Annotated in this window: 18 protein-coding genes; 14 read left to right on the top strand and 4 right to left on the bottom strand. The window is 35.0% G+C overall.

What is annotated here, in order from left to right:
- Positions 1 to 169: 169 nt before the first annotated feature.
- The 7 genes from ulaG to CBF36_RS05665 are packed head-to-tail and all read left to right on the top strand — an operon-like array spanning position 170 to position 5,762.
- A complete protein-coding gene (gene ulaG, locus CBF36_RS05695; RefSeq protein ID WP_125957386.1) occupies positions 170 to 1,237 on the top strand; it encodes an L-ascorbate 6-phosphate lactonase in 1,068 nt (355 codons plus the stop codon).
- Between the two features lie 15 nt (positions 1,238 to 1,252).
- On the top strand, positions 1,253 to 1,708 hold the full coding sequence (locus tag CBF36_RS05690; protein ID WP_125957384.1) for a PTS sugar transporter subunit IIA: 456 nt from the start codon (positions 1,253 to 1,255) through the stop codon (positions 1,706 to 1,708).
- 17 nt (positions 1,709 to 1,725) lie between these two features.
- On the top strand, positions 1,726 to 3,216 hold the full coding sequence (locus CBF36_RS05685) for a PTS ascorbate transporter subunit IIC (protein ID WP_125957382.1): 1,491 nt from the start codon (positions 1,726 to 1,728) through the stop codon (positions 3,214 to 3,216).
- Positions 3,217 to 3,242: 26 nt separating this feature from the next.
- A complete protein-coding gene (locus CBF36_RS05680) occupies positions 3,243 to 3,542 on the top strand; it encodes a PTS sugar transporter subunit IIB (protein ID WP_125957380.1) in 300 nt (99 codons plus the stop codon).
- 12 nt (positions 3,543 to 3,554) lie between these two features.
- A complete protein-coding gene (locus CBF36_RS05675; RefSeq protein WP_125957378.1) occupies positions 3,555 to 4,193 on the top strand; it encodes a 3-keto-L-gulonate-6-phosphate decarboxylase UlaD in 639 nt (212 codons plus the stop codon).
- 5 nt (positions 4,194 to 4,198) lie between these two features.
- Positions 4,199 to 5,059 carry an L-ribulose-5-phosphate 3-epimerase gene (locus tag CBF36_RS05670; protein WP_125957377.1) on the top strand — a complete coding sequence of 287 codons (861 nt, stop codon included), beginning with the start codon at positions 4,199 to 4,201 and terminating at the stop codon, positions 5,057 to 5,059.
- Entirely contained in the window at positions 5,046 to 5,762 is a 717-nt protein-coding gene (locus CBF36_RS05665) for an L-ribulose-5-phosphate 4-epimerase (RefSeq protein WP_125957375.1), read from the top strand. Before CBF36_RS05670 ends, CBF36_RS05665 begins: the two co-directional genes overlap by 14 nt.
- A gap of 42 nt (positions 5,763 to 5,804) precedes the next feature.
- Here the strand turns inward: CBF36_RS05665 and CBF36_RS05660 are convergent, their stop codons facing one another.
- A complete protein-coding gene (locus CBF36_RS05660) occupies positions 5,805 to 6,575 on the bottom strand; it encodes a helix-turn-helix domain-containing protein (RefSeq protein WP_125957373.1) in 771 nt (256 codons plus the stop codon).
- A gap of 218 nt (positions 6,576 to 6,793) precedes the next feature.
- Here CBF36_RS05660 and adhE point away from each other — a divergent pair, with 218 nt between their 5' ends.
- The 3 genes from adhE (at position 6,794) to CBF36_RS05640 (ending at position 12,278) form a co-directional block, all read left to right on the top strand.
- On the top strand, positions 6,794 to 9,379 hold the full coding sequence (gene adhE / locus CBF36_RS05655) for a bifunctional acetaldehyde-CoA/alcohol dehydrogenase (protein WP_125957372.1): 2,586 nt from the start codon (positions 6,794 to 6,796) through the stop codon (positions 9,377 to 9,379).
- Between the two features lie 229 nt (positions 9,380 to 9,608).
- Complete coding sequence (locus CBF36_RS05650) at positions 9,609 to 11,048, top strand: glycoside hydrolase family 1 protein (protein WP_125957370.1); 1,440 nt, start codon at positions 9,609 to 9,611, stop codon at positions 11,046 to 11,048.
- Between the two features lie 426 nt (positions 11,049 to 11,474).
- Positions 11,475 to 12,278 (top strand): metallophosphoesterase family protein, encoded by an 804-nt coding sequence (locus CBF36_RS05640; protein WP_125957368.1) that lies wholly within the window; start codon positions 11,475 to 11,477, stop codon positions 12,276 to 12,278.
- An 80-nt stretch (positions 12,279 to 12,358) separates the two neighbouring features.
- On the opposite strand, the gene guaA is transcribed toward CBF36_RS05640, so the two are convergent.
- The 3 genes from guaA to CBF36_RS05625 form a co-directional block, all read right to left on the bottom strand.
- Complete coding sequence (guaA, locus tag CBF36_RS05635) at positions 12,359 to 13,885, bottom strand: glutamine-hydrolyzing GMP synthase (protein ID WP_165865395.1); 1,527 nt, start codon at positions 13,883 to 13,885, stop codon at positions 12,359 to 12,361.
- Between the two features lie 61 nt (positions 13,886 to 13,946).
- Positions 13,947 to 14,870: a type I pantothenate kinase gene (gene coaA / locus CBF36_RS05630; protein WP_125957364.1), complete on the bottom strand. Its 924-nt coding sequence runs from the start codon at positions 14,868 to 14,870 to the stop codon at positions 13,947 to 13,949.
- Positions 14,871 to 14,882: 12 nt separating this feature from the next.
- A complete protein-coding gene (locus CBF36_RS05625; RefSeq protein ID WP_125957362.1) occupies positions 14,883 to 15,425 on the bottom strand; it encodes an acyl-CoA thioesterase in 543 nt (180 codons plus the stop codon).
- Positions 15,426 to 15,517: 92 nt separating this feature from the next.
- Between CBF36_RS05625 and CBF36_RS05620 the strand changes: the two genes are divergently transcribed.
- The 4 genes from CBF36_RS05620 to rpoC all read left to right on the top strand — a co-directional run bounded on the left by CBF36_RS05620 (position 15,518) and on the right by rpoC (position 24,665).
- Positions 15,518 to 16,081, top strand: a complete 564-nt coding sequence (locus CBF36_RS05620) for an SGNH/GDSL hydrolase family protein (protein ID WP_125957361.1) — start codon at positions 15,518 to 15,520, stop codon at positions 16,079 to 16,081.
- Positions 16,082 to 16,084: 3 nt separating this feature from the next.
- The gene (locus CBF36_RS05615) at positions 16,085 to 16,687 is read left to right on the top strand and encodes a class I SAM-dependent methyltransferase (protein WP_125957360.1); all 603 of its coding nucleotides are present in this window, start codon (positions 16,085 to 16,087) and stop codon (positions 16,685 to 16,687) included.
- Positions 16,688 to 17,393: 706 nt separating this feature from the next.
- On the top strand, positions 17,394 to 20,969 hold the full coding sequence (gene rpoB / locus CBF36_RS05610) for a DNA-directed RNA polymerase subunit beta (protein WP_165865392.1): 3,576 nt from the start codon (positions 17,394 to 17,396) through the stop codon (positions 20,967 to 20,969).
- Positions 20,970 to 21,014: 45 nt separating this feature from the next.
- On the top strand, positions 21,015 to 24,665 hold the full coding sequence (gene rpoC, locus CBF36_RS05605; RefSeq protein ID WP_125957357.1) for a DNA-directed RNA polymerase subunit beta': 3,651 nt from the start codon (positions 21,015 to 21,017) through the stop codon (positions 24,663 to 24,665).
- Positions 24,666 to 24,794 lie beyond the last annotated feature (129 nt).

The raw sequence follows: 24,794 nt of genomic DNA, 5'->3' as shown, positions 1-24,794 counted from the left end.
TTTTGACGCTTATATGATTTTTATAAATTTATTATATACTAAAAACGCATACATTAAACAAAACAATCATAAAAAAATCAAACGGTCATAAAAAAGGGTTTTCATTGTGATTTTTTTACCTTATATTAAAAGTGTAGAAAACGAAAAAAGAAAAAGGTGGAATCAAAATATGGCTAATAATGTTAATGAAGTATCAAAAGAAAACTGGATTTTATCAACTTTTCCTGAGTGGGGAACTTATTTAAACGAAGAAATTGAAGAAACAGTTGTTGAAGCTGGAACAGTATCTATGTGGTGGTTAGGTTGTACAGGGATTTGGTTAAAATCTCACGAAGGAACAAACATTTTATGTGATTTATGGTGTGGGACAGGAAAACGAACTCATGGAGATGGCACAATGAAAAAAGGCCATCAAATGATGCGTATGAGTGGGGTTCAAAAAATGCAACCGAATCTACGTACACAACCTTTTGTCATTGATCCATTTGAAATAAAAAATGTGAGTGCATTAGTTGTTACCCATATTCACTCAGACCATTTAGATATTAACACTGCAGCAGCTGTTCACCAAAATTGCCCTGATGCAAAATTTGTTGGACCAAAAGAAGTAGTGAATACTTGGTTGAAATGGGGAATTCCTGAAGAAAAAACAATCATTGTAAAACCAGGAGATGAAGTGAAAATTAAAGATGTGAATATTGTCGCTTTAGAAGCCTTCGATAGAACAGCCTTAGTGACATGTGATGATCCAAATGAAGTGTTAAAAGGAAAAATGCCACAAGATATGGATGAAATTGCAGTTAACTACTTATTTGAAACATCTGGCGGAAATATCTATCATGCAGGAGATTCACATTATTCAAATATGTTTGCTAAGCATGGAAACGAGCATAAAATTGATGTCTGTTTAGGAGCTTATGGAGAAAATCCAAGGGGGATTACAGATAAAGTGACATCTGTTGATATGTTAAGAATGGCTGAATCATTAAATGCTAAAGTGGTAATCCCAGTTCATTATGATATTTGGGCAAACTTTATGGCAGATCCAAAAGAAATTACCGAAATTTGGAAATTCAAAAAAGATCGTTTGAAATATGATTTCAAACCATATATTTGGCAAGTGGGAGGGAAATTCACTTACCCAACCAACAAAGATGATTTAGAATTTAACTTCTATCGTGGATTTGATGATGTGTTTACAGTAGAAAATGACACACCATTTACTTCATTCTTATAAAAAGGAGAGCTAACTATGTTGAAATATTTTTATGACAATGATTTAGTGAAATACTCAGATAAAGAGATTACTGATTGGAAAGAAGCAATACAAGAAAGTTGTGATTTGCTACAACATAAAAACATTATCAATGAAACGTATGTGGAAGAAATTATTTCATGTGTGGAAGAACATGGACCATACATTGTGATTGTTCCTCAAGTTGCCATGCCTCACTCTTCTGAAAAGAGTGAAGGTGTGTTTGGAACAGCTATTTCATTCACTAAATTAAAACAACCAGTAACATTTGATGATGAAGAACAAAAAGAAGCCATACTTTTCTTTACATTAGCAGCCAAAAATCCAGAAGAACATATGACAAACATTCAAAATTTATCAGAATTATTAATGACAGAAGGGTTGATAGAAGACTTAGTGGACACGGAAAATATTGAAGATTATAAACGTGTCATGACAAAGTATGATCTATGATATAGGAGGAAAAAGGAATGGGAGATTTCTTATTAAGTATTTGGACTTATTTTGCTGAAAATATTTTAACACAACCGGCATATTTAATTGGGTTTATTGTTCTATTAGGTTATATTTTGTTAAAACGACCATGGTATGAGTGTTTAGCAGGATTTTTAAAGGCTACAGTCGGTTACTTTATTTTATCTGTCGGTTCAGGTGGATTGGTTAATAACTTTAGACCTATCTTAGTTGGGCTGAAAGAACGGTTTAACTTAGATGCAATGGTAACAGACCCGTATTTTGGACAAAATGCAGTTGATGCAGGTTTAATGGAAACATTTGGTAGAACATTTGGAGATGTCATGATTCTACTTTTAATTGCGTTTATTATGAATATTTTACTGGTTCGTTTCCAAAAATACACAAAATTAAGAGCTGTCTTTACAACAGGTAATGTGCAAATTCAACAAGCAGCAACAGCCTTTTGGATTTTATTATTCTGTTTCCCAGATTTAGGTAGAATTGAAGTGCTAATTTTCATGGGACTTATTTTAGGTAGTTATTGGGCAGTGGCTTCTAACTTAACAGTGGATATTACACAAGATTTAACGGATGGAGCAGGTTTTGCTATCGCCCATCAACAAATGTTTGGTATTTTTATCTTTGCTAAGTTAGCTGAATTTATGAAAAAACGTGATGAGAAAAAAGGCAAATCTAAAAATGCAGATAAGAAATTGGAAGATATTGAATTACCAGGATTTTTATCTATTTTTAATGAAAACATGGTGGCAACATCAATTTTAATGTTATTCTTCTTTGGAATTATTTTACTTGTATTAGGTCAAGATTATCTCATTCAAGCTGAATTTATGAAAGAAGGACAAAGTTTCTTATTCTATATTATGACAACGTCACTAAACTTTGCTGTATATTTAGCCATTTTACAATTAGGTGTTAGAACATTCGTTGATGAGTTAACTCAATCATTCCAAGGAATTTCAAATACTATTTTACCAGGAGCTGTACCAGGGATTGACGTAGCAGCAACATTTGGTTTTGGTTCACCAAATGCCGTGACAATCGGCTTCTTATTTGGGGCATTAGGACAATTTGTCATGATTGCTTTACTAATATTATTTAAATCACCAACCATTGTTATTGCAGGATTTATCCCATTATTCTTTGATAATGCTGTTATTGCTGTTTACGCAAACAATAGAGGTGGATTTAAAGCAGCTTGTATTTTCCCATTCATTTCAGGTCTTATTCAAGTGGGAATGTCAGCGTTATTTGCAACATGGATTGGCTTATCTCAATACGGTGGTTACATTGGAATGTTTGACTGGGCAACTGCATGGCCATTATTCACAGTTATCATGAAAGTTTTAGGTTATGTTGGGGTAGCTGTTGTCGTGATTGGACTATTATTAATTCCACAATTACAATACAGAAAAAATCCAGAAGGGTATTTCATGATTGTCGATGATTATGAAGAGTACACAGAAAAATTTGGAAATAAAAATTAAAATAAAAATATACGGAGGGTTTTACAATGAGAATTTTAGTATCTTGCGCAAATGGATCAGGAACTAGTTTAATGATGATGAGAAGTGTGGAAAAAGCGATGAAAGAATTGAGTATCCCTATTACCAAAATTCATCACTGCTCTATTTCAGAAGGGAAAAGTTCAGCAAGTCAATATGATGTGGTGTTTACACCAGTAAACTTTTTAAATATGTTTGAACAAGCACAGAAAAAAGGTGTGACAGTAATTGGGATTAAAAATGTGATGTCAGCAAAAGAGATTGGTGAAAAATTTGCTGAAACGGATCTTTATAAAAATAGAAAATAAGGAGCTATTAATATGACATTACCAAAATTACAAATTGCTCTAGATCACAATGATTTAGAAGGAGCATTAGCGGATGTTTTTAATGTGGGTGACGTGGTAGATATTATTGAAGTCGGAACAATCCTCTGTCTTCAAGAAGGTAGCAAAGCCATTAGTTGTATTAGAAGTATGTACCCAGACAAAATTATAGTAGCTGATACCAAATGTGCAGATGCTGGTGGTACGGTAGCGAAAAACGTTTCAGATGCTGGAGCCGATTTCATGACAGTTATCTGTTGTGCGACGATTCCCACTATGCAAGCTGCTCAAAAAGAGGTAAAAGAATTACAAGTTGAGTTATATGGTGATTGGACTTATGAACAAGCGCAACAATGGCGAGATATTGGGATTAAACAAGCTATCTACCATCAAAGTCGTGATGCACTGCTTTCAGGTGAAACATGGGGCGAAAAAGACTTGACTAAAGTAAAAAAATTGATTGATATGGGATTTGATGTATCTGTGACAGGTGGATTAAATGTGGATACATTAAAATTATTTGAAGGAATAAATGTGTATAACTTTATTGCAGGTCGAGGAATTTCGGCAGCTGAGAATCCTAAACAGGCAGCTCAAGAGTTTAAAGACGAAATCAAACGTATTTGGGGGTAGGTTGAATGGCTCAAATAGGTATTTATGAAAAAGCTTTACCTAAAAACATTTCATGGGATGAACGTTTTACTATCGTTAAAGAGCTTGGTTTTGACTTCATTGAAATGTCAATAGATGAAACGGATGAACGTTTAGCCCGTCTTGATTGGACAGATGATGAAATTGATAGGTTGAGAGAAAGTATGTTTAAATCTGGTACACGAATCAATTCAATTTGTTTGAGTGGACATAGACGATTTGCGTACGGTTCCGCTAATCAAGAAAATCAAAAGATGGCAAAAGAAATGATGGTAAAAGCCATTCATTTAGCTCACAAATTGAGCATAAAAGTGATTCAGGTAGCAGGTTATGATGTTTATTATGAAGATAAAACGATTGAATCACGAGAATTATTTATTGAAGGATTAAAAGAAGCCGTTTCTTTAGCCTCACAATATGGTGTTGTGTTATCTATTGAAATTATGGATGATCCTTTTATGAGTTCTATTTCAAAATTCATTGAAATCAAAGAACAAATTCATTCACCTTATTTACAAGTTTATCCAGATTTAGGGAATCTGTCAGCATGGCCTGAAAATTCTCCATCAGTTGAGCTAGAAAAAGGGATAGATTATATAACGTCTATTCATTTAAAGGATACTTACGAGGTGACAGATACGTTTCCTGGTCAATTTAGAGATGTTCCTTTTGGCGATGGGTGTGTAGATTTTTTAGGATTATTAAAATGCTTAAAACGTTTGGAATATGATGGAACATTCTTAATTGAAATGTGGAGTGAATCGAGTGATGATTATGAAAAAGAAATCATGAAAGCTAAAGAATATTTATATCCTATCTTAAAAAAGGCAGGTTATGACATTGAATAATCAACTAATTAAAGAAATGAAACAACGTGTTTATGAAGCAAATCTTCAATTGCCTGATTTAGAGTTAGTAAAGCTAACTTGGGGCAATGTCAGTGAAGTGAATAGAGAGTTAGGCGTGATTGTCATTAAGCCAAGTGGTGTTGACTATAAAGAGATGACGGCAGATCAAATGGTAGTAACAGATTTAGATGGCAAGCTGTTAGAAAAAGAGTCATTAAAACCGTCATCTGATTTACCAACTCATGTGGTATTATACCGAGAAATGCCAGAAATTTCAGCAGTTGTACATACACACTCAACTAATTCAGTCATGTGGGCACAGGCAGGGCGTGATTTACCAGCATATGGTACAACTCATGCGGACACATTTTATGGGAATGTCCCTTGCACTCGCCAACTAACAGATAAAGAAGTAGAAGAAGCTTACGAAGAAAATACAGGAAATGTTATTGTTGAAACATTTAAGGAAAGAAACCTTTCACCAAATGAAGTACCGGCTGTACTAGTTTATGGTCATGGACCATTCACTTGGGGAGCAACACCCAAAAAAGCAGTTGAAAACAGTCTGATTTTAGATGAAGTTTGCACAATGGCTAGGGAAACTGAAATGGTGAATGCTCATATATCAACAATTCCGCAATATTTATTAGATAAACATTATTTTAGAAAACATGGTGCTGGCGCATACTACGGACAAAATTAAATAGAACACCTTATCTATATTTTTAGTAGATAAGGTGTTCTTTTAATTCATCATAGAGACAACAGGTCTAGTGTCCCCGTAATGTAATTGGCGATAGCTAATGGGTGACATAGTCGTTTTCTTTTTAAAGATGCGACTAAAATAAGCAGGGTCATTATAACCTACTTGCTGACTAATATCTGCCAATAAGTCATTTGATTCTTTTAATAGAATTTTTGCTTGCTCAATGCGATATTCGGTTAAATAATGATTAAACGTCATACCCGTTTCTTTTTTAAATAAACCTGACACATAATATTTATTTAGATGTAAGTAATCAGCTAACTTCTCAAGTGTTAATTGAGTATGGTAGTTTGAATGAATATAATCAATCATAGAATAGGTCATATCATTATTTGTAGAGACTCTATCTTTGGTTGATTTACCAAGTAAAGAGACTTGATTTAATGAAATAATCGCTCGGTGGATGGATTCAAGTATTTCTTGTTCGTTAAATGGAAAGGTTAAATAGTCAAGAGAACCTAATTGCATGGACTGTTTGATATGAGAAAAATTTTCTTCATGGTCGATAGTGATAAAACGACAATTTGGACGGATAGCTTGTAATTTTTTTTGTAAATCGAATGGATTGGTATCTTTTAGAGAAATATCTAAGAGAATAATTTCGGGAAAGTAGTTATTAGTAACACAGATGGCATCGTCATAAGAGGTGGAATCAGGTAGTAAAAAGACGTTAATAAAATAGGTATTTACTAATTTTTTTATCTGGTCATTGACTTGCTCGTTAGTTGTAACAATCATCATATAGCACATAAATAACACTCCTTTAATGCAAAAATTCACAAACTGACTGGTGGTGAAAATAAAAAAAGTGACTGTTTAGTTTAGTATATCATATAAAGACAGGGTGTTTAATTAATAAACAGAAAAAAATCCAAAAACATCTTAAAAAAGTCCTACCTACATCTTTGTGAAATTTAATATACTATAAATGCAAATGAAAGCGCAAACAAATGATAGGAGGAAGATTCATGGTTTCTGAAAAAAAGACAGAGAATACAATTATTACTCAAGTAGATAAGTTAGTAGGTAATGCTAAAGTTGCTTTGAAAGAGATGATGGCTTTTGACCAAGAAAAAGTCGATACAATCGTTCAAAAAATGGCAATTGCAGCAATGGATCAACATATGCCTTTAGCTAAATTAGCTGTGGAAGAAACAGGTAGAGGTGTTTTTGAAGATAAAGCCATCAAAAACATGTTTGCTTCAGAAAGTATTTGGAACGACATCAAAGATGATAAAACAGTTGGTGTGATTTCAGAGGATTTACAATCTGAACTAATTGAAATTGCCGAACCAGTCGGTATTATTTGTGGTGTGACACCAACAACGAATCCAACCTCTACAACTATCTTTAAATCATTAATTGCTATTAAAACACGAAATCCAATCGTCTTTGCTTTCCATCCAAGTGCACAAAAATCTTCAGCAGCGGCAGCAACTGTTGTAAGAGATGCGGCGATAGCAGCAGGAGCTCCTGAAAACTGTATTCAATGGATTGATACACCTTCATTAGAAGGAACAAATGCTTTAATGAATCATCTAGATGTGGCTATTGTGTTAGCAACAGGTGGTAGTGGTATGGTGAAGGCTGCTTATTCAACTGGAAAACCAGCATTAGGAGTTGGACCAGGTAACACACCAGCTTATTTAGAAAAAACAGCTAACATCCGCCGTTCAGTTCAAGATTTAGTTTTATCAAAATCATTTGATAATGGAATGATTTGCGCAACAGAACAAGGTGTGATAGTTGATAAAGAAATCTATAATGAAGTAAAAGAAGAATTTAAACGTCACTATGTTTATTTTGTTAAACCAAGCGAATTATCACAATTAGAAGATGTCGTAATGAATGAAACAAAAACAGCTGTTAATGCTGCAATTGTTGGGAAACCAGCAACTGAGATAGCACAGCTTGCAGGTATTAAAGTGCCAGAAAAAACACAAGTGTTGATTGCCGAACTAGAAGGAACGGGTGCAAAATATCCATTATCATTAGAAAAATTATCACCAGTTTTAGCCATGGTAAAAGCAAAATCTCAAGAAGATGCGTTTGTTTTATGTGAGAATATGTTGGAGTTTGGTTTAGGTCATACAGCAAGTATTCATACAACTAACTTAGATGTTGAATTAGCCTTTGGTATGCGTATGAGAGCCAACCGTATCTTAGTTAATTCACCAGCAGCATTAGGTGGTATTGGAGATATTTATAATGAAATGATTCCATCATTAACTTTAGGTTGTGGATCTCAAGGTAAAAATTCCACATCACGTAACGTGTCAGCCGTTAACTTAATTAATGTCAAAACAATCGCAAGAAGGAGAAAAAATATGCAATGGTTCAGATTACCTTCAAGAATATTCTTTGAGAAAAATTCATTACAATACCTACGCGCTATGGATAATGTTGAGCGAGTGTTCTTAGTTTGTGACCCAGGTATGGTGAAATTAGGTTATGCAGATTTAGTGACACGTATGTTAAATACACGTGATAATGATGTTTCAGTAAGAATTTTCTCTGAAGTTGAGCCAAATCCTTCAACAAATACTGTTTATAAAGGTACAGAACAAATTGTTGATTTCCAACCAGATACAATCATCGCTCTAGGTGGTGGGTCAGCGATTGATGCAGCTAAAGGTATGTGGCTATTCTATGAGCATCCAGAAGCAGAATTCTTTGGTGCAAAACAAAAATTCTTAGATATTCGTAAACGTATTTATAAATTCCCTAAAGCAGTTAAATCACAATTAGTCTGTATTCCAACAACATCAGGTACTGGTGCAGAAGTAACACCATTTGCGGTTATTACTGACAGTGAAACTCACGTGAAATACCCATTAGCAGACTATGCTTTAACTCCAGATGTGGCAATTATTGATCCACAATTTGTAACATCTGTGCCAAAAGCAATCGCAGCAGATACAGGAATGGACGTGTTAACTCATGCGTTAGAATCATATGTGTCAGTTATGGCATCAGATTATTCTCGCGGATTAAGTATTGAAGCCATTAAACTAGTCTTTGAAAACTTAGAAACATCTGTTAAAACACAAGACTTCGACGCAAGAGAAAAAATGCATAATGCTTCAGCGCTAGCAGGGATGGCATTTGCCAATGCATTCTTAGGAATTTGTCATTCAATTGCTCATAAAATTGGTGGAGAATATAACATTCCACATGGTCGTACAAACGCGATTTTATTACCACACATTGTAAAATACAATGCGACAAAACCAGTAAAACATGCAGCATTCCCTAAATATGAATACTTTAAAGCAGATGAAGATTATGCAGACATTGCTCGTATTTTAGGACTTAAAGGAAATACTACACAAGAATTAGTTGATAGTTTAATTCAAGCAATTATTGACTTAGGTAAGAGTGTTGGCATTGATATGAGTCTGAAATCACAAGGGGTAACACAAGACGCGTTAGATTCAACTGTTGATAATATGGCAGAATTAGCCTTTGAAGATCAATGTACAACAGCAAATCCAAAAGAACCGTTAGTAAGTGAATTGAAACAAATTATAGTGGACGCTTACGAAGGCGTTTAAATGAATGATTGAATCCTCTGGCAAAAAGTCAGAGGATTTTTTTGTTTAAAATGAGGATTAATTGTTGATATCACTTTTTAATAAAGGTATGATTTATATGTTATTAGAAAATAAAAAAAGTAGATATGAATAGTGAGATGATGAAAATTAATTAGTAGTACAATCAATGTATTCATAATAACTAATTAATCGTATTTTTAAACAAAAAATAGATAGGAGAGATTATTTTATGATTAAATTTCCAGAGAGTTTTTTATGGGGTGGCGCAACAGCTGCCAACCAATTAGAAGGGGCATTTGACAGAGATGGAAAAGGGCTATCTGTAGCGGATGTGATGCCAGGAGGAAAAGATCGATTTAAAATCTTAACAAGCGAAGAATTTAATTGGGAATTAGCTGATGCACGAATTTACCCAAATCATCGAGGGATTGAACACTATGATCATTTTAAAGAAGACATTGCATTATTTGGAGAAATGGGGTTTAAATGTTACCGATTCTCTATTGCATGGTCTCGTATTTTCCCTCAAGGTGATGAATTAGAGCCTAATGAAGCAGGGTTAAAATTTTATGATCAAGTGATTGATGAGTGTTTGAAACATGGTATTGAACCAGTTGTGACTATTTCACATTATGAAATGCCATTAAATTTAGCAAAAAAATATGGTGGATGGAAAAATCGTGAGTTAATTAATTTTTACGAAAGATATGCAGAAACAGTGTTATCTCGATATCATAATAAAGTAAAATATTGGATGACATTTAATGAGATTAATTCTGCAAGTCATGTACCAGCTTTAAGTCAAGGGTTAGTTAAATCAAATGGTGCAAAAGACTATACAAATGTAGCTCAAGCTTGGCACAATCAATTTGTAGCTAGTGCAAAAGCAGTTCAATTTGCTCATGCTTTAAATCCTGAATTACAAGTAGGTTGTATGATTATTTATGGAACAACTTATAGTATGGACTCTAATCCAATTAATGAAATGGCGACAATTATTGAAAATCAAGAATTTAATTACTACTGTGCTGATGTACAAGTAAGAGGTAAATACCCAGCTTACACTAAGCGATTCCTTTCAAGTAAAGGGGTTAACTTCTCTGATCTAGAAATAGCAGAAGGAGACTTAGCATTGCTAGAAACTAATACTGTAGACTATATTGGCTTCAGTTACTATATGTCAGCTGTTATTGATGTGACTCAAGAAACACCTGAAACTGTTGGTGGAAACTTAATGGGGGGTGTTAGAAATCCATTCTTAAAACAAAGTGACTGGGGATGGCAAATAGATCCAGAAGGCCTACGTATCGCAATGAACAATCTATATAACAGATACAATGTTCCATTATTTATTGTTGAAAATGGCTTAGGTGCTCATGATGAAGTAGATGAAAATGGATATGTAGAGGATGATTACCGTATTTCATATTTAAGAGATCACATTGAAGCAATTGGCCGAGCACTTGAAGATGGTGTAGACGTTATGGGATACACTCCTTGGGGCTGTATTGATTTAGTATCAGCTTCAACAGGTGAAATGAGTAAACGTTATGGTTTTATCTATGTTGATTTAGATGATGAAGGAAATGGAACATTAAATCGTTCTAAGAAAAAATCATTTGATTGGTACAAACAAGTCATTGCAACAAATGGTGAGGATCTAGGTTAATTATTTAGAATTTATAAGGTGGTGGATTTGAGACTATTATCAAATCTATCATCTTTTTAGTTATTTAGTTGATGCTTATTGTTTAATTAAAAGGTTTATTGCTGATTAAATTGACCGAAATATACCAGTTGGGGGGCAATAGACTAACAGAATAGAATATGATAAATTTTTTGTTCTTCATTGTGAGCAAGGAATTAGTCGAAGTCCATCTATTGGCTATTACATTTTAAAACATCTTGGTTATATTGGAGAATTTAATGAAAAGAAAGCTAGTTCTTTATATTTTCCTAAAATTGAGGTATTGGGAAATTTTATACACAAAATACTACTATTGAACTAATGGACGAATAGGGAAATCTAGAGTAATCTATGTTTATGTATAAATCGTTTATTTGTCTAATAGTTGATATGAAATGAGAGAATAGTATGAGGACTATCTTAGTTGGGGATTTACACTTGACCGCACAAATTATTTTGCCAATGGCCGAAAAAAAATTGAAAGAATTTAATTGTGAACAATTGATTTTATTAGGAGATTATACTGATGCATATAATCAAACAGAAAACATAAAGTTGTATATGGATGAATTAGCTTATTTGTTAGATTTTAAGAAAAGGCTAGGAAATAATGGTGTCGAGGTAATCATGTTACTAGGAAATCACGATTCGGATTATTTGATTTCTAGTCCTAAAATTTATTCTTTAAAAAATCCTGATTACTTTATGAAAATTAGAGAGCAGTTAATGAAGCTAGGATTACAAGTATCTTATGAATTGGGAAATTATCTTGTAAGTCACGCAGGTTATACAGAGGATTATAGACTAGAAGCGTGGCATTTAGAGAAAATTTCTAAAAAAAGTATCGAAAAAGTAGCTTGGTTGAGCAATCATGTAGGAATTTATAGAGGTGGAAAATATATTTCTGGAAGTCCTTTGTGGGCAGACTTTGAAGAATTAACAAGGTTTCCTAATCTTGATTATCCTAAACAAATTGTTGGACATACACCACAAAAAAATGTAAACATCGTTAAAAATTCCAAAATCGAAATAGTGGGAATTGATACATTTACAGTTACTCCTTTAAACCAAAAACCATATTATGAGCAATTGGGATCAGGTGAAATTTTATTATATGAAAATAACAAGTTAGAAAGATTATCATTAAGTTGGAGAAATGAAGATATTATAAAAATGATTGACTCAAAGTTTGATAGAATTTTGGATAATTAATAATAAGGAAAAGTATTGATTGGTTAAAAAAAAATAGAGCCTAGAACCTTTATAGATAAAGGTTTCTAAGCTCTTTTCTGTTATTCCCACTCTACAGTTGCAGGTGGTTTACTTGTAATATCGTACACGATACGGTTAACGTGATCGACTTCGTTTACGATACGAACTGAGATTTTTTGTAATAGGTCCCAATCAATACGAGCAAAGTCAGCAGTCATTCCGTCGATTGATGTAATCGCACGGATACCGATAGTGTAGTCATAAGTACGACCGTCTCCCATAACCCCAACAGAACGGATACCTGGTAAAACAGTAAAGTATTGCCAAATGTCACGATCTAAACCGGCTTTTGCGATTTCTTCGCGTAGGATAGCGTCACTTTCACGGACAATTTCTAATTTTTCTTCAGTGATTTCACCTAAGACACGGATACCTAATCCAGGTCCTGGGAATGGTTGACGCCATACGATTGAGTCTGGCATATCAAGTTCAGTACCTAATGCACGAACTTCATCTTTAAATAATGTGTTTAATGGTTCAATTAATTTGAACGCCATGTCTTCAGGAAGTCCACCAACGTTATGATGTGATTTGATAACTTCAGCTGTATCAGTTCCACTTTCGATAACGTCTGTATAAAGTGTTCCTTGAGCTAAGAATTCAATCCCATCAAGTTTCGCTGCTTCATCATCAAATAAGTAGATAAACTCATTACCAATGATTTTACGTTTTTGTTCAGGATCAGATACACCTTTTAATTTATCTAAGAAACGATCTTTAGCATCCACTTTAATGATGTTTAAGCCAAATTTTCCGCCTAAACTTTCCATTACTTGGTCTGCTTCACCTTTACGTAATAAACCATGGTCAACAAAGATACAAGTTAATTGGTCACCAATCGCGCGTTGTAGTAAAACTCCAACAACACTTGAGTCAACCCCACCTGATAAAGCAAGTAAGACTTTTTTGTCTCCAACTTGTTCGCGGATTTTAGCGATTTCGATGTCGATAAAGCTGTCCATTGACCAATCACCTTTACAGCCACAAATGTCAAAAGCAAATTGACGTAGCATGTCATTACCATTGATTGAATGACGAACTTCTGGATGGAATTGCACAGCATACATTTTTTTCGCATGGTTTTCCATAGCAGAGATTGGACAGTTTTCACTTGTAGCAGTAACAGTAAATCCTTCAGGTACTTCTGTTACTAAGTCACCATGACTCATCCAAACTTGTTGTTCTTTTGGTAGAGAATCAAATAATGTTGATTCAGTTGTTAAAGATAACATTGCTTTACCGTATTCACGGCTATCAGCTTCAGACACAACTCCGCCTAATTTATGTGTCATTAATTGCATCCCATAACAAATACCTAAAATAGGAATTCCTAATTCAAATATTTCTGGATCAATTTGGAAACTACCATCATCATACACACTGTTTGGTCCACCAGAGAAAACAATCCCCTTAGGAGCAATTTCTTTGATTTCTGCTGCAGTAATTTTGTGGCTCAATAATTCTGAGAATACTCCCAATTCGCGAATACGTCGCGTAATTAATTGATTGTACTGGCTACCAAAATCTAACACTATAATCTTTTCCATATCTTTAAGTTCAGATACTTTCGTCACTTACTTCACCTTTTCTTTCTATATATTAATTTTATTAAAACTTACGTAAATAGATTTCATCAATCTCGTGATTTTGTGCTTTATGCAAAATAACATCGGCACGGCTACGAGTTGGCAAAATGAACTCATTGAGGTTTTTTAGATTGACATCTTTCCACACACGACGAGCCATTGCTAATGCATCTTCACGCGAACCATTAGCATATTCATAATAATAATTAGTTTTATCATTTTTTGCAAGAACCAATAAATCTTCAAAGCGTTTTAAATACCAACTTTCAATGAGTTTTGGATCAGCATCAACATACACCGAAAAGTCAAAGAAATCACTGATATAAATGTGTTGGTTAGCTGGTAATTGTAGGACGTTAATCCCTTCAACTATCAAGATATCTGGTTGCGAAATTGTTTCAAATTCTCCTGGAATAATATCATAAACTTCATGAGAATAGATTGGAATTTTTAAATTATCTCCACCATTTTTAACGGCATTTAAAAACGATAATAATTTTTCCATGTCATAACTTTCAGGAAATCCTTTTTTATTTAAAATGCCTCGCTGGATTAATTCATCCGTTGAGTATAAAAAACCATCCGTTGTAATGAGTTGAACATGACGTCGTTTAAATATACGAGAGAGCATCATTTGTAGCAAACGAGCTGTCGTGCTTTTCCCAACAGCCACACTACCAGCTACTCCAATAATAAAAGGAGAGGGAGGTAGAAATTTTTGCATGAATAATCCCTTACTAAGATGAAGAGACTCATATTCTTTCATATAGATATTGATTAAATGAGTGAGCGGAATATAAATATCTTGTACGTCTTGAAGGGAAATTGTATCATTATAACTTTTAATTTGTTGTAGCTCCTCATCTGTTAAAGGAGCTGTTCCATTACGATAAAAACCTTGCCACTCATCACGAGTTAAATGATAAAAATTTGTTTTTTCATCCATAAACAGTGCCCTCTACTTATCATCTTCAATCAGATTAGGTAATTGTTGAGAGATGTATCGACCTAATTCTTTATTAAATGACAATTCTCTTAGTCTGTTTTCACGTCTTTTTTTGTATCCTTTATGAATCATTTTTTCTTCGACTGACTCTGGAATAATAGTTGGCACACTAGTAAATGTTTCATCAGTTTTCACGACAACAAACGTCATAAAACATGTTGCAGCTAAATAATGTTGTCCAGTATCTAAAACCTCTCCAGTGACTTTGACAAAAACTTCCATCGATTTTTTTCCTGTACCTGAAACATAAGCTTCTACAGTTACAGCATCATTTTCATAGATAGGATGTAAAAAGTCCAAACTATCTGTTGAGGCAGTCATCGTTGGAATACGACAATGACGAGATACAGCAATAGAGGCCGTATCATCAATTAAAGCCATTAGTTTTCCTCCAAATAGCGCACCAAACGAGTTAAGATCATTTGGAAAAACGCGATGTGTTTGGATAGCATAAGAATCTTTGCATTTTTTTTCATTAGGTAGTGGTACAAACACGTTAAAAACTCCTTTTTTCGTGGTATGATATTATAAAGTCTAACTGATTATATCATAGATAAACGCTAAGATAAGGAAATGAGGTTTGAAAGATGAAAAAAATCATATTATTTGGAGATAGTATCACTGCAGGCTATAGAAATGGTGAAATTGATACTATTTTAAACACTAAAATTGAACACTTACTTAATACTAAAGTGGAGATTATTAATGCTGGGATACCAGGAGACACAACTAAAGGAGCATTGAGTCGGTTTCAAGATCATGTTGTGTCATATGAACCAGATATTGTGACCATCTTTTTTGGTGCAAATGACGCTGCAAAACTTTCAGGTATTTCAGTTATTCAGTATGAAGAAAATTTGGCTTACTTAATAGAACAAATCGGTGCAAAAAAAGTTGTATTAATTGGTCCGCCATATGCTCATCAAATGATGTATCATGATGAACGGCCTTTAGTTGATTTAATGCAATACAATAATGCAGCACAACGTGTAGCAAAATCATTTAGTATTAGTTATGTAGATATATTAGAAGAAATGATTGCCTCAGACTCTCCAACTCGTTTTTTAGAAACAGATGGACTTCATTTTTCAGATGATGGTTATGATTTGTTAGCAAGATTAATAGTAGAAAAAATTAAAGAAAGAGTGTGAAAAATGAGTGCCCATTATTATACAAACAAACCAGAAACAGCTCATGATAGAAAAACATGGACATACCCATTATTAGGAAAAACATATCAATTTATAACTGATAGTAATGTTTTTTCAAGAGATACAGTGGATTTTGGTTCACGTGTCTTAATAGAAGCTTTCTCGGATGTGGATTTACCTGAAGGGGCAATTTTAGATGTTGGTTGTGGCTACGGCCCGATTGGCTTATCTCTAGCTGATTCGACTAAACGTCTTGTTCACATGGTGGATGTGAATGAAAGAGCAATGGATTTAGCTAAAGAAAATGCTGAGTTAAATAAAATTGAAAATATCGAAGTATATGAATCAAGCGTATACGATAACGTAACAAAAAAAGATTTTGCAGCAGTTGTTAGTAATCCTCCAATACGAGCTGGGAAAAAAATTGTTCATAGTATCATTGAAGGAGCGAAGGAACATTTAAAACAAAATGGTACCTTAACGATTGTTATTCAGAAGAAACAAGGAGCGCCAAGTGCAAAGAAAAAAATGGAAGAAGTCTTTGGACAAGTAGAAGTAGTAACAAGTTCAAAAGGATACTATATTTTTAAAAGTTATAAAATATAAACTAAAACACGAACGTTAAGTTGTAAGAAATGGTATTCAAAAATGATTAAACGAACGGTTTGCATATGCATAGGAAAAAAGTGGGATAAAAAAAGCATAGAAAATCATTATAATAAAATTGCGGTTCCGTTTAGTGATGGTTTATTATAAAACTTATTGATTATTTATGTCTATAAGAACGAACAAGTGTTTAAGACACTATACAAGTATGGGTAAGGGCATACAAGTACATGGTTCAAATATAATGAAAACAAGATAACATTTAATAGCTTATCTAATGTTTATAAAGGGGAATAAATTTAGATAACGCGCTGGAACGCCAGTCCAGATTAATTAACTCATGTAGGTATTTTTTGTAGGGGAAAAATATAGTACGGGTTAGTTTGTTATGATGGATTGTTTTATGGGGGAGAGGCTAGAAGAAATTCTAGCTTTTTTTATTTGGTATTCTGTTGACATTTGCATTGATTTAGGCTAAAATGATTAGTTGCAGAAACCTTTATGTTTTGAATGTAAAAGGCGATGAAATATTGTCCATTAGCCTTTATTTTATAGGAAAACAAAGATAGATCGACCATATCGAGATATGTTCACCGTCTATTTTTGGTTTTTTTTTACTTTAAAACAGATAAGTAATGAAATTGTTATGTGTTTTTAACATTTGTAACATAAGGTATTTTTGAAAAAACTCAGAGGGGTGACTAATTTGGTTGGACACGTAGTTAAATACGGAAAACACCGAGAAAGACGTAGCTATTCTAGGATTAGTGAAGTACTAGAATTGCCAAACTTAATTGAAATTCAAACTGATTCTTATAAGTGGTTTTTAGATGAAGGTTTGCGCGAAATGTTTGAAGACATTATGCCAATTACAGACTTTAGTGACAAGTTATCATTAGAATTTGTCGATTATGAAATGAAAGAACCAAAGTATACAGTTGAGGAAGCTCGCGCGCATGATGCTAACTACTCAGCTCCTATCCACGTAACATTGCGTTTGGATAATCAAGTGACTGGAGAAATCAAGTCACAAGAAGTGTTCTTTGGCGATTTCCCATTAATGACAGAGATGGGAACATTTATTATCAATGGTGCTGAGCGTGTAGTGGTATCACAGTTAGTAAGATCACCCGGAGTTTATTTCAATGAGAAGAAAGAAAAAAATGGACATGAGGGATTTGGGACAACTGTTATTCCTAACCGTGGAGCATGGTTAGAGCTTGAAACAGACGCAAAAAACTTATCTTATGCTCGTATTGATAGAACTAGAAAGATTCCTTTAACTGTTTTAGTTAGAGCGTTAGGTTTTGGTTCTGATACAACTATTACAGAGATTTTTGGCGAAAGTGAAAGCTTACAGGTAACAATCGAAAAAGATATTCATAAAAATTCAAGCGATTCTCGTACTGAGGAAGCGTTGAAAGATGTTTATGAAAGACTTCGTCCAGGTGAACCTAAAACAGCTGAAAGTTCAAGAAACTTATTAAATTCTCGTTTCTTTGATCCAAAACGTTATGATTTGGCAGCAGTAGGTCGCTATAAAATTAATAAAAAACTTAGCTTGAAAACACGTTTATTAAATCAAACATTAGCTGAGACATTAGTTGATCCTGAAACAGGGGAAATCCTTGTAGAAAAAGGAACAGTTATTACTCATTCAGTGATGGATGAATTAGAAAAACATTTAGACAATGGTTTAAACAACGAAACGTACTATCCTAGTGAAGATGGTGTTGTAACAGAAGCAATGACTGTCCAAGTGATTAAAGTATTATCTCCAAAAGACCCAGAACGTGTGGTTAACGTGATTGGTAATGGTCAACTTGATGCAGATGTACGCACTGTTCGTCCTGCTGATATTGTAGCGACAATCAGTTATTTCTTAAACTTAATGGAAGATATCGGTAAAGTGGATGACATTGACCATTTAGGAAACCGTCGTATTCGTTCAGTTGGAGAATTATTACAAAATCAATTCCGTATTGGATTATCTCGTATGGAACGTGTGGTTCGTGAAAGAATGTCTATTCAAGACACTGAAACATTAACACCACAACAATTGATTAATATTCGTCCAGTTGTGGCTTCAATGAAAGAATTCTTTGGTTCTTCTCAGTTATCACAATTCATGGATCAAACAAATCCATTAGGTGAGTTAACACATAAACGTCGTCTATCAGCTTTAGGGCCTGGTGGTTTAACACGTGACCGTGCCGGATATGAAGTTCGTGACGTTCACTATTCGCATTATGGTCGTATGTGTCCGATTGAAACGCCTGAGGGACCAAACATTGGGTTAATCAATAGTTTGTCAAGTTATGCGAAAGTTAATAAATATGGGTTCATTGAAACACCATATCGTCGTGTTGACCGTGAAACAAGACGAGTAACAGAGCATATTGATTACTTAACAGCCGACGAGGAAGACCATTACATGGTAGCGCAAGCGAACTCGCCATTAAATGACGATGGAACGTTTGCTGAAGATGTTGTAATGGCTCGTATCCAAAGTGAAAACTTGGAAGTTTCAGTAGATAAAGTTGACTACATGGACGTTTCTCCTAAACAGGTAGTTGCGGTAGCGACATCATGTATTCCTTTCTTGGAAAATGATGACTCTAACCGTGCTCTTATGGGTGCGAACATGCAGCGTCAGGCTGTTCCTTTAATTCAACCACGTTCACCACTTGTTGGGACTGGTATGGAATACAAAGCAGCGCATGACTCTGGAGCAGCTCTTTTATGTAAACATGATGGTGTTGTGGAATATGTTGATGCCCGTGAAGTTCGTGTTCGTCGTAACGATGGCGCATTAGATAAATACAATGTGATTAAATTCCACCGTTCAAATGCAGGGACAAGTTACAACCAACGCCCTATCGTTAGAAAAGGTGAAATCGTTGAAAAAGGCGATACTTTAGCTGATGGTTCTTCTATGGAAGAAGGAGAAATGGCATTAGGACAAAACGTTTTAGTAGCATTCATGACGTGGGAAGGTTATAACTACGAAGATGCGATTATTATGAGTCGTCGTTTAGTTAAAGATGATGTGTACACATCTATTCATATTGAAGAATACGAATCAGAAGCACGTGACACAAAATTAGGACCTGAAGAAATTACTCGTGAGTTACCAAACGTTGGGGAAGATGCTCTTAAAAACTTAGATGAAATGGGTATTATCCGTATTGGTGCAGAAGTTCAAGATGGCGATTTACTTGTTGGTAAAGTCACTCCTAAAGGGGTAACAGAATTATCGGCAGAAGAACGTCTATTGCATGCAATCTTCGGAGAAAAAGCTCGTGAAGTTCGTGATACATCTCTACGTGTTCCACATGGTGGTGGCGGTATTGTTCATGATGTTAAAATCTTTACTCGTGAAGGTGGAGACGAATTATCTCCAGGCGTTAACATGTTGGTTCGTGTTTATATCGTTCAAAAACGTAAAATTCACGAAGGAGACAAAATGGCCGGACGTCATGGTAATAAAGGGGTAGTATCTCGTATTATGCCAGAAGAAGATATGCCATTCTTACCTGATGGAACACCAGTTGATATCATGTTAAACCCATTAGGGGTACCTTCTCGTATGAACATTGGACAAGTATTAGAGTTACATTTAGGTATGGCTGCTCGCTCATTGAACATTCATGTTGCGACACCAGTATTTGATGGAGCGAATGAAGAAGATGTATGGAGTACAGTTGAAGAAGCAGGATTATCTCGTGATGCTAAGACAGTTCTTTATGATGGACGTACTGGTGAACCATTTGATAACCGTATTTCTGTAGGTGTAATGTACATGTTGAAACTTGCTCACATGGTTGATGACAAGTTACATGCTCGTTCTATTGGACCTTACTCATTAGTTACACAACAACCACTTGGTGGTAAAGCACAATTTGGTGGACAACGTTTTGGAGAGATGGAAGTTTGGGCTCTTGAAGCATACGGAGCAGCTTACACTCTACAAGAAATCTTGACATATAAATCAGATGACGTTGTTGGTCGTGTGAAAACTTACGAATCTATCGTTAAAGGTGAGCCAATTCAAAAACCAGGTGTTCCAGAATCATTCCGCGTACTTGTTAAAGAATTACAAGCTTTAGGATTAGACATGCGAGTATTAGATGCAGACGATCAAGAGATTGAATTACGTGATATGGATGATGAGGACGATGATTTGATTACTGTTGATGCTTTAGCAAAATATGCTAAAGAGCAAGAAGAAAAAGCATTAGCAGAAAAATCGTTGAAAGATGCACAAGAAAACCAAGAATAATCCAGCTGAATTATTCTGATAGACAAAGAAACGGAGGGACATCTTTTGATCGATGTAAATAAATTTGAAAGTATGCAAATTGGACTAGCTTCTTCTGAAAAAATTAGGAGCTGGTCATATGGTGAAGTGAAAAAACCAGAGACAATAAACTACCGTACTTTAAAACCAGAACGTGATGGTCTTTTCTGCGAGCGTATTTTCGGTCCTACTAAGGACTGGGAATGTGCTTGTGGTAAATATAAACGTATCCGTTACAAGGGAATCGTTTGTGACCGCTGTGGGGTTGAGGTAACACGTTCTAAAGTTCGTCGTGAACGTATGGGTCATATCGAACTTGCAGCTCCAGTAACACATATTTGGTATTTTAAAGGAATTCCTAGTCGTATGGGTCTTGTATTAGATATGAGTCCTAGAGCATTAGAAGAAATCATTTATTTTGCTTCTTATGTGGTAACAGATCCAGGTGACACTAACTTAGAATTAAAACAACTTTTAACTGAGCGTGAATACCGTGAAAAACGTCAACAATATGGTCAAGCGTTTAAAGCAGGTATGGGTGCTGAAGCAATCAAACGTTTATTAGAACAAGTTGATTTAGAAAAAGAAGTCGCTGAATTAAAAGAAGAATTGAAAAAAGCATCTGGGCAAAAAAGAACGCGTGCTATTCGTCGTTTAGACATTTTAGAAGCATTCCGTACTTCAGGAAACAATCCTGACTGGATGGTAATGGACGTTGTGCCAATTATCCCACCAGATTTACGTCCAATGGTTCAATTAGAAGGTGGACGTTTTGCAACAAGTGATTTGAATGACTTATACCGCCGTGTGATTAACCGTAATAACCGTTTGAAACGTTTATTAGACTTAAATGCACCAGGAATTATCGTTCAAAACGAAAAACGTATGCTTCAAGAAGCGGTAGATGCGTTAATCGATAATGGTCGTCGTGGCCGTCCAGTAACAGGACCAGGTAATCGTCCGCTTAAATCGTTATCTCATATGTTGAAAGGGAAACAAGGTCGTTTCCGTCAAAACTTATTAGGTAAACGTGTTGACTACTCAGGTCGTTCAGTTATCGTTGTTGGACCTTTCTTAAAAATGTATCAATGTGGGTTGCCAAAAGAAATGGCAATTGAATTATTCAAACCATTTGTAATGCATGAATTAGTTAAACGTGAAATTGCAAGCAACATTAAAAATGCAAAACGCCAAATCGAACGTCAAGAAGACGCTGTTTGGGACGTATTAGAAGATGTGATTAAAGAACATCCTGTATTACTTAACCGAGCACCGACTCTACATAGACTTGGTATCCAAGCGTTTGAGCCAGTTTTAGTTGAAGGACGCGCAATCCGTCTTCACCCATTAGTATGTGAGGCTTATAATGCCGATTTCGATGGGGACCAAATGGCGGTTCACGTTCCATTAAATGAAGAAGCACAAGCTGAAGCACGTATGTTAATGCTTGCTGCTCAAAATATCCTTAATCCAAAAGATGGTAAACCAGTTGTTACACCATCTCAAGATATGGTCCTTGGTAACTACTATTTAACAATGGAAGAGCCAGGACAAATCGGTGAAGGAATGATTTTCCGTGATTTAGACGAAGTTGTTTTAGCATGGAGAAATGGTTGTGTCCACTTGCATACTCGTATTGGTTTACAAACAAGCTCAATGCCTGAAAAACCATTTACAGAATGGCAACGTGAACGTATCTTAACAACAACTGTTGGTAAAGCAATCTTTAATGAGATTATGCCACCAGAATTCCCTTATTTAAACGAACCAACTGATTATAACTTGACTGTTCAAACACCTGATAAATACTTTGTTGAAGCTGGAGCAGATATTCCAGCATTCATTAAAGAACAACCAGAAGTTGGACCATTCAAGAAGAAAAATCTTGGTAATATTATTGCCGAAGTCTTCAAACGTTTCAAAATTACTGAAACATCTAAAATGTTAGATAGAATGAAAGACTTAGGATACAAACATTCTACTTATGCAGGTATGACTGTAGGGATTGCCGATATCGTTGTGTTACATGAAAAACAAGCAATGATTGAAGAAGCACATAATCAAGTAGAAAAAGTAACAAAACAATTCCGTCGTGGTTTAATCACAGATGATGAACGTTATGAACGAGTTATTGGTATTTGGAATGCGACCAAAGATGCTATTCAAGAAAAACTGATGGAAAGTTTAGATGCACGTAACCCAATCTTTATGATGAGTGATTCTGGAGCCCGTGGTAATATCTCCAACTTTACTCAGTTAGCCGGTATGCGTGGACTTATGGCTGCTCCTAATGGCCGTATCATGGAGTTACCTATCGTATCTAACTTCCGTGAAGGGTTAACCGTCTTAGAAATGTTTATCTCGACTCACGGTGCTCGTAAAGGTATGACCGATACAGCCCTTAAGACAGCCGATTCAGGTTACTTAACTCGTCGTTTAGTTGACGTGGCCCAAGATGTTATTATTCGTGAAACTGACTGTGGAACTGACCGTGGTTTAGATATTTCAGTGATGAAAGAAGGAAATGAAATCATTGAAACACTAGAAGAGCGTATGCTAGGTCGTTACACTCGTAAATCAGTGATTCATCCTGAAACAAAAGAAGTAATTGTTGGCGCTAATGAAATCATTACAGAAGATATTGCAAAACAAATTGTTGATGCAGGTATTGAACAAATTACGATTCGTTCAGTCTTCACATGTAATACAAAACATGGTGTATGTAAACATTGCTATGGTCGTAACTTAGCGACTGGTTCTGAAGTTGAAGTTGGAGAAGCAGTTGGTACAATTGCAGCCCAATCAATTGGTGAACCTGGTACTCAGTTAACCATGCGTACATTCCATACGGGTGGGGTTGCCGGAGATGATATCACTCAAGGTTTACCTCGTATCCAAGAGATTTTTGAAGCTCGTAATCCTAAAGGACAAGCCGTTATTTCTGAAGTTGCTGGTGAAGTTATTGAAATTACAGAAGACCAAGCAGATCGTACAAAAGAAGTGGTGGTTAAAGGTCAAACAGATACAAGATCTTACTCTGTTCCTTACACTTCTCGTATGAAAGTAGCTGAAGGTGATATTATTGACCGTGGTACTCCATTAACAGAAGGATCAATTGATCCAAAACAATTATTAACAGTAAAAGATGTATTAGCTGTTGAAAATTATCTACTTAAAGAAGTACAAAAAGTTTACCGTATGCAAGGGGTAGAAATCGGAGATAAACACGTTGAGGTTATGGTTCGTCAAATGCTACGTAAAGTAAGAGTTATGGATCCAGGTGATTCTGATATCTTACCAGGTACACTAGTTGATATTAGTGAATTTAAAGATCGTAACTACAATACACTTGTTTCTGGTGGAACACCTGCAACTGGACGTCCAGTCTTGTTAGGTATCACTAAAGCCTCACTTGAAACAAACAGTTTCTTATCTGCTGCATCATTCCAGGAAACAACTCGTGTGTTAACTGATGCTGCAATTAGAGGTAAAAAAGACCACTTACTTGGATTGAAAGAAAATGTTATCATTGGTAAAATCATTCCAGCTGGTACTGGTATGGCGAAATACCGTAACATGGAACCAAAAGAAGTGGGCGTAGCAAGTGAAAATGTGTACAGTATCAGTGATATTGAAGCACAAATGGCTGCTGCAGAAGCGTTAAAAAATCAAGAATAAAAGGCTCTATGTCAAATCGTGTTGATGGACAATAATAGGGATAAAAAGAAGTCTCAAAAATGAAATAGAATTAATTGGAGTGAGGGAAGAAATTCTCTCACTTTTCTTATTTAACCTGAAAAACTTGAT

This window comes from Vagococcus bubulae, assembly GCF_003950315.1.
GTDB classification, from domain to species: domain Bacteria; phylum Bacillota; class Bacilli; order Lactobacillales; family Vagococcaceae; genus Vagococcus; species Vagococcus bubulae.
Note: the sequence above shows the minus strand (reverse complement) of the source record. Positions and strands in the feature narration are given on the sequence as shown.